This window comes from Micromonospora sp. CPCC 205558 (assembly GCF_036902955.1).
Lineage (GTDB): Bacteria > Actinomycetota > Actinomycetes > Mycobacteriales > Micromonosporaceae > Micromonospora.
Genome location: NZ_JBAKHR010000002.1, coordinates 130,471 through 146,088 on the forward strand (window position 1 = coordinate 130,471; position 15,618 = coordinate 146,088).

The 15,618-nt window shown below is 71.5% G+C and carries 16 protein-coding genes; 11 read left to right on the top strand and 5 right to left on the bottom strand.

The features are described 5' to 3' along the window. Positions 1-17 precede the first annotated feature (17 nt). A complete protein-coding gene (locus V6U86_RS03025; RefSeq protein WP_334498102.1) occupies positions 18-1,250 on the bottom strand; it encodes a serine hydrolase domain-containing protein in 1,233 nt (410 codons plus the stop codon). 95 nt (positions 1,251-1,345) lie between these two features. Here V6U86_RS03025 and V6U86_RS03030 point away from each other — a divergent pair, with 95 nt between their 5' ends. The 3 genes from V6U86_RS03030 (at position 1,346) to V6U86_RS03040 (ending at position 3,527) form a co-directional block, all read left to right on the top strand. Next, positions 1,346-1,939 carry a pentapeptide repeat-containing protein gene (locus V6U86_RS03030; protein WP_334498104.1) on the top strand — a complete coding sequence of 198 codons (594 nt, stop codon included), beginning with the start codon at positions 1,346-1,348 and terminating at the stop codon, positions 1,937-1,939. A 271-nt stretch (positions 1,940-2,210) separates the two neighbouring features. Next, entirely contained in the window at positions 2,211-3,080 is an 870-nt protein-coding gene (locus V6U86_RS03035) for a hypothetical protein (RefSeq protein WP_334498105.1), read from the top strand. A gap of 117 nt (positions 3,081-3,197) precedes the next feature. Then, on the top strand, positions 3,198-3,527 hold the full coding sequence (locus tag V6U86_RS03040) for a hypothetical protein (protein WP_334498107.1): 330 nt from the start codon (positions 3,198-3,200) through the stop codon (positions 3,525-3,527). Between the two features lie 45 nt (positions 3,528-3,572). On the opposite strand, the gene dacB is transcribed toward V6U86_RS03040, so the two are convergent. Both dacB and V6U86_RS03050 read right to left on the bottom strand, forming a co-directional pair. Beyond that, positions 3,573-5,156 carry a D-alanyl-D-alanine carboxypeptidase/D-alanyl-D-alanine endopeptidase gene (gene dacB / locus V6U86_RS03045; RefSeq protein WP_334498109.1) on the bottom strand — a complete coding sequence of 528 codons (1,584 nt, stop codon included), beginning with the start codon at positions 5,154-5,156 and terminating at the stop codon, positions 3,573-3,575. Between the two features lie 66 nt (positions 5,157-5,222). Further along, positions 5,223-5,939: an MIP/aquaporin family protein gene (locus tag V6U86_RS03050; RefSeq protein ID WP_334498111.1), complete on the bottom strand. Its 717-nt coding sequence runs from the start codon at positions 5,937-5,939 to the stop codon at positions 5,223-5,225. A 49-nt stretch (positions 5,940-5,988) separates the two neighbouring features. On the opposite strand from V6U86_RS03050, the gene V6U86_RS03055 reads away from it, so the two are divergent. After that, positions 5,989-7,122 carry an NAD(P)-binding domain-containing protein gene (locus tag V6U86_RS03055; protein ID WP_334498113.1) on the top strand — a complete coding sequence of 378 codons (1,134 nt, stop codon included), beginning with the start codon at positions 5,989-5,991 and terminating at the stop codon, positions 7,120-7,122. 196 nt (positions 7,123-7,318) lie between these two features. Beyond that, positions 7,319-7,600, top strand: coding sequence for an adhesin (locus V6U86_RS03060; protein ID WP_334498115.1), 282 nt, complete (start codon positions 7,319-7,321; stop codon positions 7,598-7,600). 8 nt (positions 7,601-7,608) lie between these two features. Here V6U86_RS03060 and V6U86_RS03065 read toward each other — a convergent pair whose 3' ends face one another. Then, a complete protein-coding gene (locus tag V6U86_RS03065; protein WP_334498117.1) occupies positions 7,609-8,673 on the bottom strand; it encodes a beta family protein in 1,065 nt (354 codons plus the stop codon). Positions 8,674-8,764: 91 nt separating this feature from the next. Between V6U86_RS03065 and V6U86_RS03070 the strand changes: the two genes are divergently transcribed. From V6U86_RS03070 to V6U86_RS03080, 3 genes are all read left to right on the top strand, one after another. Then, the gene (locus V6U86_RS03070) at positions 8,765-9,643 is read left to right on the top strand and encodes a sulfotransferase domain-containing protein (protein WP_334498118.1); all 879 of its coding nucleotides are present in this window, start codon (positions 8,765-8,767) and stop codon (positions 9,641-9,643) included. Between the two features lie 272 nt (positions 9,644-9,915). Next, complete coding sequence (locus tag V6U86_RS03075) at positions 9,916-10,308, top strand: cupin domain-containing protein (RefSeq protein WP_334498120.1); 393 nt, start codon at positions 9,916-9,918, stop codon at positions 10,306-10,308. Positions 10,309-10,350: 42 nt separating this feature from the next. Further along, positions 10,351-12,150 (top strand): glycoside hydrolase family 15 protein, encoded by a 1,800-nt coding sequence (locus V6U86_RS03080; protein ID WP_334498122.1) that lies wholly within the window; start codon positions 10,351-10,353, stop codon positions 12,148-12,150. A gap of 6 nt (positions 12,151-12,156) precedes the next feature. Here V6U86_RS03080 and V6U86_RS03085 read toward each other — a convergent pair whose 3' ends face one another. Beyond that, complete coding sequence (locus tag V6U86_RS03085) at positions 12,157-13,347, bottom strand: threonine synthase (RefSeq protein ID WP_334498618.1); 1,191 nt, start codon at positions 13,345-13,347, stop codon at positions 12,157-12,159. A gap of 195 nt (positions 13,348-13,542) precedes the next feature. On the opposite strand from V6U86_RS03085, the gene V6U86_RS03090 reads away from it, so the two are divergent. The 3 genes from V6U86_RS03090 to V6U86_RS03100 all read left to right on the top strand — a co-directional run bounded on the left by V6U86_RS03090 (position 13,543) and on the right by V6U86_RS03100 (position 15,575). Continuing rightward, positions 13,543-14,331, top strand: a complete 789-nt coding sequence (locus V6U86_RS03090) for an aldo/keto reductase (RefSeq protein ID WP_334498125.1) — start codon at positions 13,543-13,545, stop codon at positions 14,329-14,331. Positions 14,332-14,457: 126 nt separating this feature from the next. After that, positions 14,458-14,610: a hypothetical protein gene (locus tag V6U86_RS03095; protein WP_334498128.1), complete on the top strand. Its 153-nt coding sequence runs from the start codon at positions 14,458-14,460 to the stop codon at positions 14,608-14,610. Then, on the top strand, positions 14,610-15,575 hold the full coding sequence (locus V6U86_RS03100) for a golvesin C-terminal-like domain-containing protein (protein ID WP_334498131.1): 966 nt from the start codon (positions 14,610-14,612) through the stop codon (positions 15,573-15,575). Before V6U86_RS03095 ends, V6U86_RS03100 begins: the two co-directional genes overlap by 1 nt. Positions 15,576-15,618: the final 43 nt, after the last annotated feature.

Below are 15,618 nucleotides of genomic sequence, written 5' to 3' on the forward strand. Positions count from 1 at the left end.
GTGGGCGCTCTTACCCGTCAGTCGGTCAGCGCGGCGTAGACGAGCTGGCGCAGCTGGGAGCGGAGCGGGTACGTGCTGGACGGCATCAGCTGCGTGAACAGCAGCGCGGTGATCTCCTCGGCCGGGTCGACCCAGAACGCGGTGCTGGCCACCCCGCCCCAGTAGTACTCGCCGACGTTGCTCGGCAACCGGCTGGGGATCGGGTCGTCGACCACCGCGAAGCCGAGGCCGAACCCGATCCCGTCCAGGGTGGTCTCGGCGAAGCCGCCGGTGGACAGGGTGCCCAGGTCCTGACCGCCGGGCAGGTGGTTGCGGGTCATGAACCGCACCGTGCGTGGTCCGAGCAGCCGGACGCCGTCCAGCTCCCCGCCGCGCAGCAGCATCGAGGTGAAGCGGTGGTAGTCGGCGGCGCTGGAGATCAGGCCGCCGCCGCCGGAGAGCAGTGTCGGCTTGCTGAACGCGAGCGAGCCGAGGCTGTCGTAGCGGACGGCTCGCCCGCTGCGCGGCTCCGGTACGTAGAGCGCGGCCAGCCGGTCGGCCTCGTCGCCCTCCACCCACCAGCGGGTGTCGGTCATGCCGAGCGGGTTGAAGATCCGGTCGGCGAAGAACGCGTCGAGGCTCTGCCCGGAGATCACCTCGACGAGTCGGCCGAGCACGTCGGTGGCGACGGAGTAGCCCCACGCCGAGCCGGGCTGGAACAGCAGCGGCAGCTCGCCGAAGGCCGCGCAGGCGCTGGCCAGGTCGACGTCCGCCGGCGGGTACAGGTCGTAGCCGGCGGCCCGGTAGAGCCCGTCGACCACCGAGGTCTGTATGAAGCCGTAGGTCAGGCCGGCCGTGTGGGTGAGCAGGTGCCAGACCCGGATCGGCTCGGCCGCCGGCACGGTGTACGGCTTGAGCACCGACCCCTTGGAGTAGACCCGCAGGTCGGCGAACTCGGGCAGCCAGCGGCTGATCTCGTCGGTCAGCTCGAACCGGCCCTCCTCCCACAGCATCATCGCCGCGACCGAGGTGACCGGCTTGGTCATTGAGTAGATCCGCCAGAGGGTGTCAGGCTCGACCGGTGCGCCCGACTCCCGGTCGCGCAGCCCGTACGTCGAGGAGTGCGCCACCTCGCCGTGACGGGTGACGAGCACCTGCCAGCCGGCCAGCCGGCCGTCGTCGACGTACCGGCCGAAGTGCTCGTCGATCCGCGCGAGCCGTGCCGGGTCGAAACCGATCTGATCCGGGTCCTTGCTCCGAGCCACACTCACGCCGCAGAACCTACTCGCCGGTACGCCGCCACCGGAAGGGGGCCGCACCGGGCCGCCGGCCGTGGGCTGTCGGCGGCGGCCACTAGCCTGGCCGGATGCCGGAGTTGACCGAGGATATGACCTTCCGCAACGAGGACTGGTACGGCGAGGCGTTGACCGACCGGCACTTCGTGGGTTGCGAGTTCTTCGGGGTGGACCTGACCGAGGCGCTCAGCAGAGGCGCGGTCTTCACCGGGTGCACGTTCGGCAACGTGGCGTTCAACGCCTCCCGACACGTCGACTCCGCCTTCACCCGGTGCGTCTTTCGGCGGTGCAACTTCTTTGAGGCCGAGTTCACCGGCTGCAAACTTGTTGGCAGCACCTTCAGCGAGTGCGACCTGCGTCCGCTGACGGTGGACGGTGGCGACTGGTCCTTCGCCGCGCTGCCCGGCGCCGACCTGCGTGGCGTTCGGCTGACCGGGGTGCGCATGCGCGAGGTGGATCTCACCAGGGCCAATCTGACCGGTGCTACCGTCACTGGTGTCGATCTTTCCGGCGCCCAGCTGAACAACGTCCGTCTCGGCGGCGCTGACCTGCGGGGCAGCGATCTCACCGCGCTCGACCCGACGGTCGTCGAACGGGCCGGTGCCATCATCGACGTCGAGCAAGCCGTGATCATCGCGCAGCTGCTCGGCTTCCGGATCGGCTGACAGGCAGGGCGCTCGCGGTCTGTCGATGTGTCCGTCCGGGCGGGCCAGGTTGTCCGACAGCGTCCCGTTGTGGGCTGGACACGTCCGGCAGTCCGGATCTAGCGTGTCGTCCACGCCCGTGTGAACGTGAAACGGCCCACAGTGGACGGTGTGGTCCGCGGCGGTCCAGGACGGCCGGGTGGCGGAGTTGGAGGGGTCGGTGGCGGACGAAGACCGCACGCGGGCTGGTTCGAGGTCTGGCGATACGCCGCCGAGGCACCGCCCGCGTGCCATGACCGCCGGATTGACCCGCAGCCTGTTGCGCCGCGCCCGACAGCGGCGACGCTGGGTGGTGGAGGGGGTCGCCGGACTCCTCGGCCTGGTGATGCTGATTTCGTACTTCAGCTTCCGGTCCGGTCCGGAGCCGGACGACCAGGCGGGTCCGGGCGGCGTGTCCGCCGGGGCCCTCCGTCCCCCCGTTCTCCCGGCCGCAGACGGGCACAGCGGCGAGGCGGGGCCGGCCACTCCCGGTCTGCGTCCGCGCCAGCGTCCGCCCTCGCCGGACCCGACACCGTCGGCCAGCCCGCCCGCCCCGCCGCCGCCGGCCAAGCCCGGTTCGCTGGCGCTGTCGGTGAGCCGCGGGGAGATGCCCGCCGCCGTCGACCTCACCACCGTGGGCACCCGGGACTGGGTGCACTGGGGAGAGCGCGACGGCAGGTCGACGGTCCGCAAGCGCTCCGGCTCCGGCGAGATCATCGACGGGGGAGGCGCTGGCAGGCGGGTCGGCTGGGACGGCAACCAGGAGTACGTGCGCTGGTCCGACGGCACGCCGGAGCGGTCGACGAACGGCACCTCCAACGGTGTCTACACCTGCGGTGCCGGGAACGGGTTCAGCCTCGCCGTCGCCGGCAGCGGCGAGCCGCGCACGGTCCAACTCTACGGCGGCATCTGGATGGCTCGGGGGCGACTGGAAGCGCGGCTGTCCACCGGCGGGCCCGCCAGCACCGCCCGACTGGAAGACCCCTACACCAGTCAGAGCGCCCAGTTCACCATCCGCTTCACAGTGCCGAAGGGTGCTCGCCTGCTGCTGAACTGGACCGTCGAGAAGGTCTTCACGCAACACTGCGGCAACGTCGGCCTCCAGGCCGTGACGGTGCGCTGACTGACTGACCGATCGCTGCGCGAACCGGCTGCGGGACAGTTTGTCCGTCGCGGACCGTCGTATGAGCCGTAACTTTCTGCTGTCCCCATCCGACGATCCAGTGTGGAGGCAGCGGAGATGAGTAGCAGTACCGCCCACCGCGTCCGTCGTGCCGCTTCGTCCGGCACCGGTGCAGCGTCCGGGGAGGTTCTTCGCGACATTCCCCTGCCGCCGTACGTGACGGGCGAGGACACCCAGTTCGCCGTACGGGCGGTGGTGGTGCACGCCCCCCGGCGGTGGTCCGGGGGTGTGGTCTGCCGCAACGATGCCAGCCCACACCCGTGCCGCCTGCACCGCTGGGGCACCCGGGTGCTGGCGCTGCGCGGGCTGCGGGCCGCTGAGATCGCCGCGCTCATCGAGCGTGGCGACCCGACGGCGGTGGTCCCCCCACCGAGCCGTCCGGCCTGAGCGCTCGCCGGGCCGGGAGGCGTGTCCGCGCCTCCCGGCCGCCGCTCAGCAGGTGATCGGTTTGACCCAGGAGCACTCGACGCCCTCCGGGGTACGCGGCGTCTCCGGTACCGCCGGCGGTGCCACCCGTGCCGTCGACGCGCCACCCGCACGGAAACCGGCCAGCGCCACGGCGATCTGGTCCTCCAGCGGCTTCACCGACGCCGTCAGGTAGTTGTTCAGCAGGATGGAAAACGCCAGCAGTCGACCATCGGCGCTGGTGACGTAGCCGGAGAGGCCGGAGACACCGGTCAGGCTGCCGGTCTTGGCGTGCACGTTGCCCGCCGCCGCCGTGCCGGCCATCCGGCTGCGCAGGGTGCCGCCGACGAACCGCTCGGGCTGGCCGGCGATCGGCAGCGCCGCGTACCACGTCGCGAACCACGGTTCGGCGCGGACGGCGCTCAGCAGGTCGACGAACTCCGTCGCGGGGACGAGGTTGCGCCGGGACAGCCCTGAGCCGTCACGCTGACGCAGCACCCCGGTGTCCATTCCGGTGTCGGCGACGTACTCGCTGATCGCGGTGAGCCCGGCCGTCCAGGTGCCCGAGCCGGAGAGCACCCGACCGATCTCCTTGGTCAACACCTCGGCGTGCCCGTTGTTGGAAAGCTTGAGGAAGGGCGTCATCAGCTCGCCCAGGGTCACCGATTCGTGTCTCGCGATCGGGTCGGCCGTCTCCGGGGTGGGCTGACCGAGCAGGGTCCGGCCGAGCACCCGGACGCCGTGTCGGTGCAGCGCTGCCCGGAACACGTCGGCGGCGTACCCGGTGGGTTCCCAGACGGTCACCCAGTCGCTGGCGGGCTCGTCGCCGACGGCGATCTGACCGGTCACCACGACGGTGTTGCCGCCGTGCTCGCGCTCGATCGAGATGGCGGTCTCGCCGTCGCTGACCGTCTCGGCCCGGTTGTCGACTCGGACGTATCCGGTGGCGGGGGTGGTGGTCACCACCGGCGGGGCGCCGGCCCGGTCGGCCGGCGCGGCGTGCACGATCACGGTGCCCGCGTCGTAGTCGGTGTCCGGGGCGACGGTCAGCGCGGAGACCTGGGCGGCGTAGTAGTAGGGCTCGTCGTCCCAGGTCCAGTCGGGGCCGAGCCGGGTGCGGTCGTAGCGGGTGTCGTCGGCGACCAGGTTTCCGGTGACCACTCGTACGCCGTCGGCGGCGACCTGCGCGGCGAGCGCGTCGTAGTCGGCGGCGAGCATGGTCGGGTCGCCACCGCCGTGCAGGTAGAGGTTGCCGGAGAGCAAACCCGCGCGGCGCTTGCCGCTGGCGCGCACGTCGGTGGTGAAGCGGTGGCCCGGGCCGAGCAGCTCAAGGGCCGCCGTCGAGGTCAGCAGCTTGGTGTTGGACGCCGGAACGAGTCGGCGGTCACCGTTGCGGTCGTAGAGCGTCTGCCCCGTGCTGGTGTCGACAACGACCACCGACGCCTGCGCGCCGGTCAGCCGGCTGTCGGCGAGGATCGTGTCGATGGTGGCGCGTAGCTGGGTCGTCGCGGGGGTGGGCGACTCGGCCGTGGCGCCGGGCGCGCCGACGGTGGCCGCGGTGGCGACCAGCGCGAGCAGCGCGAGGGCCCGGGGAAAGTGACGGTGATGCATATGCTGATGCTGCCACGGAAATATTCGCCAGAGAAAGGCCCCGGGCGAAAGATATTGCCGTTGGGGCTACTTCGGCCCGCCGACCGATTTCTCGTGACCGCCCCAGTAGTGCCGCTGCGCCCCCATCAGCATCGGTGCGACCAGCGCGGCAAGCGCCCCGCCGAGCAGCGGGAACACGATGAACACCCAGAGTTGCCGCAGTGCCACACCGCCCTCGAAGACCGCCGGGCCGAACGCGCGGGCCGGGTTGACCGCCGCGCCGGTCAGCGTCACGCCCACCAGTTGGGTCGCGGCGAGGGCCAACCCGATGGCCAGCCCGGCGGTGCCCGGATTCTCGCTCCGGCTGGTCACCACCAGCACGACCAGCACGAAGAGGAAGGTCAGCACGACCTCCAGCACGGCAGCGCCGCCCCGGTTGATGTGCGCGCCGTAACCATTCGTGCCGAGAGCACCGGTCTGGTCCGCGACGTCACCCCAGCGGGTGAGTGCCCAGAGCACGAAGGCAGCGATGGTCGCGCCGACGAACTGCGCGATCCAGTACGCCACAGCCCCGAGCACCGAGATCTTTCCGGAGAGCAGCACGCCGAGCGTCACCGCAGGGTTGACGTGACTGCCGGAGAGTGGGCCGATCGTGTAGACGAGGGCCACCATCACGAACCCGAAGGCCAGCGCCACCACCACCACGCCGCCCTGGACCCGTGCGGCGACCGCGCTGCCCACCCCGAAGAACACCAGCAGCAGGGTGCCCAGGAGTTCGGCCGCGTACCGACGGAAGTCGCTCATTCGCTCAGCGTAGGCGCAGGTCAGGTGAGCGAGGCCGGAATGGCCGGCTGTGATCGGCGCGACCGCCGAGGACGGGCACAGTGACGACATCCGGGCTGTTGTACCCCGTGTGGACACCCTCTCCGCGGACGTCGTGGTGATCGGCGCCGGCCAGGCCGGCCTGAGCGCCGGATATCACCTGCGCCGTACCGGCTTCGCCCCCGGCAGCGGCTTCGTCATTCTCGACGCCGACGACGGGCCCGGCGGGGCCTGGCAGCACCGCTGGCCGACGCTGGTCTTCGACCGGGTGCACGGCTTCCACGACCTGCCCGGGCTGCCGCTCCCGCCCGCCGATCCACAACGCCCGGCATCCGAGCAGGTCAGCGCCTATTTCGCCGCGTACGAGCGAACCTTCGACCTGCCGGTGCGGCGGCCCGTGCGGGTCCAGGCGGTGCGTTCCCGCCCCGACGGACGGCTGGAGGTGCACACCGACCGGGGCACCTGGACCGCCCGAGCCCTGATCAACGCCACCGGCACCTGGACGCGGCCATTCTGGCCGCACTATCCGGGCCGGTCGACGTTTCGGGGGCGGCAACTGCACACCGCCGACTATCGGGGGCCGGCCGAGTTCGCCGGCCTTCGTGTGGTGGTGGTCGGTGGCGGCACCTCGGCAGTGCAACTGCTCGGCGAGGTCTCCACCGTCGCGGCGACCACCACCTGGGTCACGCGCCGACCGCCGTCGTTCAACGATGAGGAGTTCGGCCCGGAGCTGGGTCGCGCGGCCGTGGCGCGGGTGGACGAGGCGGTCCGGGCCGGCCGACCGCCGGGAAGCGTGGTGGGCGTGACCGGGCTGCCGGTCACCCCCGAGGTACGCCGACTGCGCGAGCGCGGTGTCCTCGACCGGCTACCCGTGTTCGACCGGATCACACCCGACGGGGTGGCCTGGACGGACGGGCGGTTCGTGCCGGCGGACGTGATCCTCTGGTGCACCGGCTTCCGCGCGGCCATCGATCATCTCGCTCCGCTGGGCCTGCGCGCGCCGGGCGGCGGTATCACGATGGACGGCACCCGGGTGGTCGCCGACGCGCGGGTTCACCTGGTCGGGTACGGCCCCTCGGCCAGCACGATCGGCGCCAACCGGGCCGGCCGTGCGGCGGTCAACGAGATTCGCGCCTGGTTGGCCCCGGCCGCCGCTCTCCACTGATCCAGCTCTATTTGACGGATGGTCCGCCAGCGGGCACGGTGGGAGTGGCGGGGCCGTCAGCTGCCCCGAAACTGATGCGACGGCGACGACCGTTCGCCCCTTCTGTCGCCTCCCACGTGTGCTCGTACGCGGGCCGACTGTCCGGTCCGTGCGGTATCCGACCGCGAGCCGAGAATCCACGAGGAGTTCCAGCCAAATGCTCACCATGACCGATAACGCCGTGCTCGTCATTCGGGACCTCGCCAACCAACAGGACGTCGCCCAGGACGGCGGAGTGCGGATCGCCGCCGACACCGAGGCCGGTTCGCTCACCGTCGAGTTGGTGCCCCAGCCGGTGCAGGGCGATCGTGTGGTCGACAACCAGGGCGCCCGGATCTTCCTGGACGAGGACGCCGCCGAGCTGCTCGGTGACGCGTCGGTGGACGCCACCGTCGACGACGAGGGCATCATCCAGTTCGGCTTCACCGAGAAGCAGTAGACCGGGCTTCACCGCAGCGGTCGCCCCCGCTGCGGTGGCCCCTGCCCGGGGTGCCACCTCGGCGCGCCGTCAGCGGCCGGGTGCACCAGCGTGTTCAGCACGTGGGCCAGGTGGTGCGAGGTGCTCCACGCCGCCCAGTTGGCGGTGGAGCCGGCGCCGGCGCCCCTGCGGGCCCGCCGCAACAGCTCGTGGTCACCCCAGGAGAAGGCCGCCCCGGTGGTTGGCCAGTGGGGTGCCGACACCAGCGTGCGACACAGGTCGGCGAACCGGTCGTCGCCCCGGCCGCCGCGTCGCGCCCAGCGGTAGACCCACCAACTGCCGTCGTCGGTGTAACGCACGGTCGGCAGTCGGTCGCCGGGGTCGCCGGTGCCGGGCACGGCCGGGTGGACGCCGTAGTCGCCGTAATCGACCCCGGCGTCGGCCAGCCGTCGCCACAGCTGCCAGTCCCAACGGTCCAGCTGGACCGGTTCGTCGGTGGGCAACCGGGACAGCGTCGGCGGCATACCGCCCGCAGCCACCGTCACCGACCGCCAGGCGTGTCGGCGTGCCCAGTCCAGCAGGTGACGGATCCGGGGCTCGGCGGTCCGCACGTCCGCCGGGCAGCACACGTCCCCCGCGTCCACCAGCAGGTCGCACTCCTCCGGGGCGAGGTCGGTGAACCGCCAGATCCTTTCCACGGCGGTGGTGCTCGCGCCCGGCCCGGCCCGGTCCTGGGCGGCGCGTAGCCGGATGAGCGCGCGGCGGCCATGTGCCCGCGCCGCCGCGCCGTGCGCGACCAACCGGTGGTCGCTCTCGGAGAGCCCGATGACTGGCACCATCGGTACGCCCCAGCGGGTCAGCTCCGCCTCGGGGGTGTCGGGCAGCGCGCTGACGTCGATGGCGGGCAGCAGCCCGGACGGCAGCCGGCGAATGGCGTCCATCGTGGAGCGGTCGATCGCGCCGATCTCCAGGATCGGAGTGACCAGTGCGGCGTACGCGGGATCGAGGTGGCACAGGGCCTCAAGCTCGCCTCGTCGGTTGGCGAGGATGGGGCGGTAGATCGTTGCCGCCCGGCCCCCGTGGGCGGGCACCATACTTCAATCTAGCCAGGTATGCGCATATGTCACAGGGAAGGGAGTCGGAATTCGGCTGCTCGACTGTCGGTTCGGTGACTACCATCCACCGGTGCCCACGCCAGTCAACCGCTACCGATCCGACGACGAGGACAGCGCACGGTGGACGGGTTTCCCGTTCCGCGACGGCGACATCGTGATCAGCACCCGGTCCAAGAGCGGCACCACCTGGATGCAGATGATCTGTGCGCTCCTGGTGCTGGGCACCCCGGATCTGCCGGCGCCGCTGACCGTGTTGTCACCGTGGCTGGACTGGCTGGGCGAGCCGCAGGCCACGGTGTACGACCGGTTGGCCGCCCAGCGACACCGGCGGTTCATCAAGACCCACACACCGCTGGACGGGGTGCCGATCGACCCTCGGGTGCACTACGTGGTGGTGGCCCGGCACCCACTGGACATGGCGGTCTCCCTCTACCACCAGGCCGCCAACCTGGATCGGAAGCGCCTGGCCCAGCTGACCGGTCAACCCGCCCCGGCGGGGCCGCCCCGCGAGCGGCCTGGGGTGCGGGAGTGGTTGGTGAGCTGGGTCGACCGGGAGGTGGACCCCAGCTCCGAGCTGGACTCGCTGCCCGGGGTGCTGATGCACCTGACTGACGCGTGGGCCCGCCGGCACGAGCCGAACGTCGAGTTGGTGCACTACGACGCCCTGCTGACCGATCTGGGCGGTGAGATGCGCCGCCTCGCCGACCGGTGGGGCCTTCCGGCGCCGGGGCCGGAGTTGGTCGAAGCGGCCACCTTCGGTCGCATGCGGGAGCGCGCCGACCAACTCGCACCGGACACGCTCGGCGTGCTGCGTGACCGCCAGGCGTTCTTCCGCCGAGGCGGCTCAGGTCAGGGACGGGACCTGCTGGACGACTCCGCGCGATCCCGCTATCAGCTACGGGCCGCCGCGCTGGCCCCGCCCGACCTGCTCACCTGGCTGCACCGCTAACCGGTCACTCCCCGGCGAGATCGCGGGCCAGGGGGCGTACAAGAGCGCACGGCGCCGCTCGACCGTGGTCGGAACGTCGCCGCGCTCTGGCCGTCTCCCACCGTCGCAGCCGTTCGGCGGTACGCCAGCGGGGACCTGGCTCGACCGGCCCTTCGTGCCGGTCTGCGCTCTCGATCCCCGGTCCGGGCGAATCCAAACCCTGCGGCCGTGGGGAATTCCACCATCTGCGAGTCCCGGCGTGGCGTGCCGCCGGACGGGGTATGAGCGTGGACATGGAGCATTTCACTATCGCGACTGTCGCCGAGAAGAGCCCGGACTTCCGGCGGGTGCTGTGGACCGGTGACCACACCCAGTTGGTCATCATGACCATTCCGCCGGATGGGGAGATCGGCGAGGAGGTGCACGAGGACATCGACCAGATCCTGACCTTCGTCAGCGGCGTCGGCGAGGCCCGGGTCGCCGGCGCGAAGCGGAAGGTGGCCGCGGGCGACCTGGTCGTGGTGCCGGCGGGCACCAAGCACAACTTCGTCAACACCGGCCCCAACCCGCTGGTGCTGTACACGGTCTATGGGCCGCCGGAGCACGCCGACCAGGCCGTGCACAAGACCAAGGAGGAGGCCGACGCGGCCGAGGCGGCGGGCGAGGACGAGCCACCGACCGAGTGAGCCACCCGGTCTGATCCAGCCCGATGCGGGTACCCCCTGCGGGTGGAGCAGCAGCCGCCGATCTCCGACTACGGGTTCCTCTCGGACTCCCGTTCGGGTGCCCTGGTCGGCAAGGACGGATCGATCGACTGGTGGTGCCCGCACCGGTTCGACGGGTCCGCCGTGTTCGCGCGGCTGCTCGACCCGAAAGCTGGCCACTTCCAGCTCGCACCGATGGGGGTCGGCGGCCCGGGTTACCGCGTGGAGCGCGCGTACCTACCGGACTCGCTGGTGCTGCGGACGGTGCACCACACCCCGCACGGCAGCGTGGCGGTCACCGATGCCCTCGCCGCCGAGCAGGGCGCCCGGGCGCACGAGTTGGGCAAGAACTCACCGGCCGTGCTGATCCGGGTGATCGAAGGGCTGTCCGGGCGGGTACGGATGGCCCTGGACTTCGCGCCCCGCCCGGAGTACGGCCTGCTCACGCCGTACCTGCACGAGCAGCCGGACGGCGGGGTGCTGGCCGGGGCCGGCCCGGTGGTGCTGGTGTTGCACGCCGGGGGTCTGCACCTGCGGGCGGGCACCGACCGGGTGACCCACGAGTTCGAGGTCTCCGCCGGTCAGGTGATCGCGATGGACGTCGCCTTCGGCGAGGCGTACGGGGCTCCGCCGGCCCGGGTGGACCCGCTGGCCGCCCTCGCCGAGACGACGCGGGCATGGCAGGCGTTCCGGGAGACGCACACGTACTCCGGCCGGTACCGCGACCTCGTCACCCACAGCTCGACGGTCCTGACCGGCCTCACCTACGCCCGCAGTGGCGCCGTCGCTGCGGCGCTGACCAGCTCGTTGCCGGAGCGGATCGGCGGCGACCGGAACTACGACTACCGCTACTCCTGGCTGCGGGACTTCTCGTTGACGATGCGGGCGCTCTGGGTGGCGGCCTGCCCCGACGAGGCGTCCCGGCTGTTCACCTGGGTGACCCGATCGATCGGCCGGGTCGGTGACGAACCCGTGCCTGTGCTCTTCGGGTTGGAGGGTGAGCGGGATGTCTCCGAACACCACTGCGACCACCTGCGCGGATACCGCGACAGCAAGCCGGTGCGGGTCGGCAACGACGCCTGGCGGCAGCGGCAGCTCGACGTGCCGGGTGAGGTGATAGCGGCGGTGTGGCGGCTGCGCGACTATCTCGGCGCGACGTTCGAGGACGAACTGCGGGAGATGGTGCTCGGGTTGGCCGAGCAGGTGGTCGAGACCTGGCGTCTGCCGGACCGGGGTATCTGGGAGACCCGCGGCGATGAGCGCCACTACGTCTGGTCGAAGGTGTCCTGCTGGCTGGCGTTGGACCGGGCGGTGGGGCTCGCCGACCGGCTCGGCGATCGGGCCGACCCGCGTCGTTGGGCCGCGGTACGCGACGAGATCCGGGAGGTGGTGCTGCGCGAGGGATGGAACGACCGGATCGGTGCGTTCACCGGTGCGTTCGGGTCGCCGGAGCTGGACGCCTCCGTGCTCGCGTTGCCGGTGGCGCGGTTCCTGCCCGCCACCGACCCGCGGATGCGTTCCACAATCAGCATGCTGGAACGGGAGCTGGGCACCGACGAGGGGCTGCTCCGGCGGTGGAGCACCGACCCGGCCGCTTTTCCGCTGTGTTCGTTTTGGCTGGTGGAGTGCCTGGTGATGACGGGTGAGCGGCAACGCGCCGAGGCGCTTTTCGAGCGGGTCGCCGGGTACACCAACGACGTGGGGCTGTTCAGCGAGCAAATCGACCTGTCCACCGGGGTGCAGCTCGGGAACACCCCGCAGGCGCTTTCGCACATCGGGCTGATCAACGCGGCGTGGCGGATCACCGAGCCGGACAGCTACTGATCGGCCTCACCCCAGCACGGGTACGCCGGACACGTCGACCGTGTCCGGATACTTCAGCCCGGCGCCGGTGTTGAGCACCACCACCCGCTCACCGGCGCGGATCCACCCGCCGGCGCGCAGTTGCCGGGCCGCCGTGAGGCAGGCCGCCCCTTCCGGGCAGAGCAGCAGCCCTTCCCGGGCGGCGAAGTCTCGCAGGTCGGCCAGGATGTCCGCGTCGTCGACGGCGACGGCCGTGCCGGCGGAGTCCCGCAGCGCCGCCAGGATCAGCTCGTCGCCCAGCGGGGCCGGCACGGTGATGCCGAACGCCACCGTCTGCGCGTCCGCCCACGGCTGCGCCCGACTCTCGCCGGCGGCGAACGCCCGCACGATCGGCGCGCAGCCGGTGGACTGCACCGCCACCAGCCGGGGCAGCTTGTCACCGATCCAGCCCAGCTCGCGCAGTTCGTGCAGCGCCTTGTGGATGCCGATCAGGCCGACACCGCCGCCCGTCGGATAGATGATGACGTCCGGTGCCTGCCAGCCGAGCTGCTCGACGATCTCGTACCCCATCGTCTTCTTGCCCTCCAGCCGGTAGGGCTCGCGCAGCGTGCCGGCGTCGAAGATCGCCCCGTTCGACTCCGCGATCAGCTCGGCCACCCGCCGGCCGGCGTCGCCGATCAGTCCGTCGATCAGGCGCAGGTCGGCACCGGCGGCGACGCATTCGCGCCGGCAGATGCTCGGCGCAGCCAACGGCATGACGATCGTCGCGCCCATCCCGGCCCGCGCGGCGTACGTGGCCCAGGCCGACCCGGCGTTGCCGTTGGTGGGCATCGCGATCCGCTCGACGCCCAGCTCGCGGGCCCGGCTCACCCCGACCGCCGCGCCCCGGGCCTTGAACGAGCCGGTCGGGATCAGCCCCTCGTCCTTGACCATCAGGTCCGCGATGCCGATCTCGGTGCCGTACCCACTGGCGCGCAGCAGGGGCGTCCAGCCCTCGCCCAGCGTGGTGACGTGCCGGGGGTCGGCGACCGGCAGCAGCTCCCGGTAGCGCCACAGGTCGGCCGGGCGCAGCGGAAAGCGTTCCGGGGTGACCGCCTTCGCCACGGCTGGCAGGTCATAGCGAGCGAGCAGCGGCGACCCGCACTCGCAGAGGTTCTGTAACCGGTCGGCGGCGTACTCCCTGCCGCATCGCGGGCAGTCCAGGTGGGTCAGGTACACGTCGCTCCTCGCCGTCAGACCGCGTCGTTGCCCAGCCAGTGTCGCCCGCGTCGGGGACCACGGCGGAGTCTGCCAGTGCGCACCGGCCAAGGCCAGCCCATCGGGCAGGTCCCGGCGTTGCGCGTACGGCACGTCGACGCCTCAGGTGTCCGGTTCGCTCGGCGGTTGGGGGCTCGGCGGGGTAGAACGGAGGTCATGGACCTCACCGACCAGCCCACCGCCCTGCTCCCCGGTGACGTGCGGATGCCCCTGCTCGGCTTCGGCACCTGGCAGGCCACCGGCCAGGCCGGGTACGACGCCGTGCTGGCGGCGCTCGACACCGGCTACCGGCACCTCGACACCGCCACCGTGTACGGCAACGAGCGGGAGGTCGGCCGTGCGGTGCGCGAGAGCGGGCTGCGCCGGGAGGACGTCTTCATCACCACGAAGCTGCCCCCCAACCAGATGGGCCGGGAGCGGCAGACGCTGGAGGCCAGCCTGGAGGCGCTCGGCGTCGAGTACCTGGACCTGTGGCTGATCCACTGGCCGCCGTCGTCGTCGGGTGACAGCATCCCGCTCTGGCGGGAGCTGATCGCCGCCCGGGACGAGAATCTCACCCGGGCCATCGGGGTGAGCAACTACAGCACCGCGCAGATCGACGAGCTGATCCAGTCCACCGAGGAGAACCCGGCGGTCAACCAGATCGAGTGGAGCCCGGCGCTGTACGACCGGCAGCGGCACGCCGAACACCGGGACCGGGGCGTGGTGCTGGAGGGGTACAGCCCGTTCAAGACCAGCGACCTCAGTGACCCGGTGCTGGTCAGGATCGCCGCCGCACACGGCGTCTCCCCGGCGCAGGTGGTGCTGCGGTGGCACATCGACCACGAGATCGTGGCGATTCCGAAGTCGGTGACGCCGGAGCGGATCACCGCCAACTTCGACGTCTTCCACTTCTCGCTCACGGCGGAGGAGATGCGCGACATCGACGCGCTCGGCGAGGTCTGACTTGGCGGTTTCCTTCAGCCCTTGAGTCGACGTTGAAGGGTATCGACATCGACGTACGTGACGGTATAGCGTGCCCGTCATCACGTTCGTCGATCCGTTCGTACCCGCCGTCGCTGGAGGATCGCCATGGCCCGATCACCATCCATCCGTCTGCGCCGCCGTGGGCTGCTCGGCATCCCCGCCCTGGTGGCAGCCGCGCTGACCGTCGTCGCCCGACCCACCGCGGTGAGCGCCGCGCCGAAGGTCGAGTGCCTCGCCGACCTGCTTCCGGACGCCTGATGGCGACGATCCCGTGGCTGGTGGACGTACTGCGTGCCGCCGGCGTCCAGGTCGTGGTCGAGGGTGACTGGCTCAACCGGATGCGACCCGGCTCCTTCGACCCCATCGGGGTGCTGTGGCACCACACCGCCTCGACCTCCAGCGCCAGCAACCCACACCCGGCGCTCGGCATCTGCATCAACGGCCGGTCCGACCTGCCGGGGCCGCTGTGCCAGGCGCTGGTCGACTACCACGGCGTCTTCCACGTCATCTCCGCCGGCCGCTGCAACCACGCCGGGGTCAGCGGCGGCAGCGGACCGATCCCGGCCGGGGACGGCAACACCCTGATGATCGGGTGGGAGATCGACTACAACGGTGTCAACCAGGAGATGACCGCCGCACAGTACGACGCGTCGCTGGCCGCCACCGCCGCCGTGCTCACCCGCCTCGGCCGGAACAGCAGCTACGCCCGGGGCCACCGGGAGACCAGCACCACCGGCAAGATCGACCCGTCGTTCATCGACCTGAACGTCATGCGCGCCGACGTGGCGGCGAGAATGGCCGGCGGCGGCACGACATGGTCCGCCACGGTGGACAACACCACCAGCGGTCGGTTCACCGCCAGCGCCAACTGGGGCGTGTCCTCGTACTCCAGTCAGCGCCACGGTGCCGACTACCGCTACGCCGAGCCGGTCGCCGCCAGCGACGTCGCCTGGTACCGGTTCAACGTCCCGGCCGCCGGCAACTACCGGGTCGAGGCCTGGTGGCCGGCGAACTCGGGCTACAACAGCGCCGCCCCGTACATCGTCGCCACCAGCACCGGCAACCAGACCGTCCGCGTCGACCAGCGGGCCACCGGTGGGCAGTGGCGGGTCCTCGGCACGTTCACGCTGCCGGCCGGCGACGCCAACCGGGTGGGCGTGAGCCGGTGGAGCAACACCAGCGGCCTGGTCATCGCCGACGCCGTACGCCTCACCCGCGTCTGACCCTGATCTCGTACGCGGTGGGGGCGCGACCGTCAGGTCACGC

What these genes read in the sequence shown, in the direction of transcription:
- V6U86_RS03030 (WP_334498104.1), top strand. Translation starts at nt 1,346, where the DNA reads ATGCCGGAGTTGACCGAGGATATGACCTTCCGCAACGAGGACTGGTAC.
- V6U86_RS03035 (WP_334498105.1), top strand. Translation starts at nt 2,211, where the DNA reads ATGACCGCCGGATTGACCCGCAGCCTGTTGCGCCGCGCCCGACAGCGG.
- V6U86_RS03040 (WP_334498107.1), top strand. Translation starts at nt 3,198, where the DNA reads ATGAGTAGCAGTACCGCCCACCGCGTCCGTCGTGCCGCTTCGTCCGGC.
- dacB (WP_334498109.1), bottom strand. Translation starts at nt 5,156, where the DNA reads ATGCATCACCGTCACTTTCCCCGGGCCCTCGCGCTGCTCGCGCTGGTC.
- V6U86_RS03050 (WP_334498111.1), bottom strand. Translation starts at nt 5,939, where the DNA reads ATGAGCGACTTCCGTCGGTACGCGGCCGAACTCCTGGGCACCCTGCTG.
- V6U86_RS03060 (WP_334498115.1), top strand. Translation starts at nt 7,319, where the DNA reads ATGCTCACCATGACCGATAACGCCGTGCTCGTCATTCGGGACCTCGCC.
- V6U86_RS03065 (WP_334498117.1), bottom strand. Translation starts at nt 8,673, where the DNA reads ATGGTGCCCGCCCACGGGGGCCGGGCGGCAACGATCTACCGCCCCATC.
- V6U86_RS03075 (WP_334498120.1), top strand. Translation starts at nt 9,916, where the DNA reads ATGGAGCATTTCACTATCGCGACTGTCGCCGAGAAGAGCCCGGACTTC.
- V6U86_RS03090 (WP_334498125.1), top strand. Translation starts at nt 13,543, where the DNA reads ATGGACCTCACCGACCAGCCCACCGCCCTGCTCCCCGGTGACGTGCGG.
- V6U86_RS03095 (WP_334498128.1), top strand. Translation starts at nt 14,458, where the DNA reads ATGGCCCGATCACCATCCATCCGTCTGCGCCGCCGTGGGCTGCTCGGC.
- V6U86_RS03100 (WP_334498131.1), top strand. Translation starts at nt 14,610, where the DNA reads ATGGCGACGATCCCGTGGCTGGTGGACGTACTGCGTGCCGCCGGCGTC.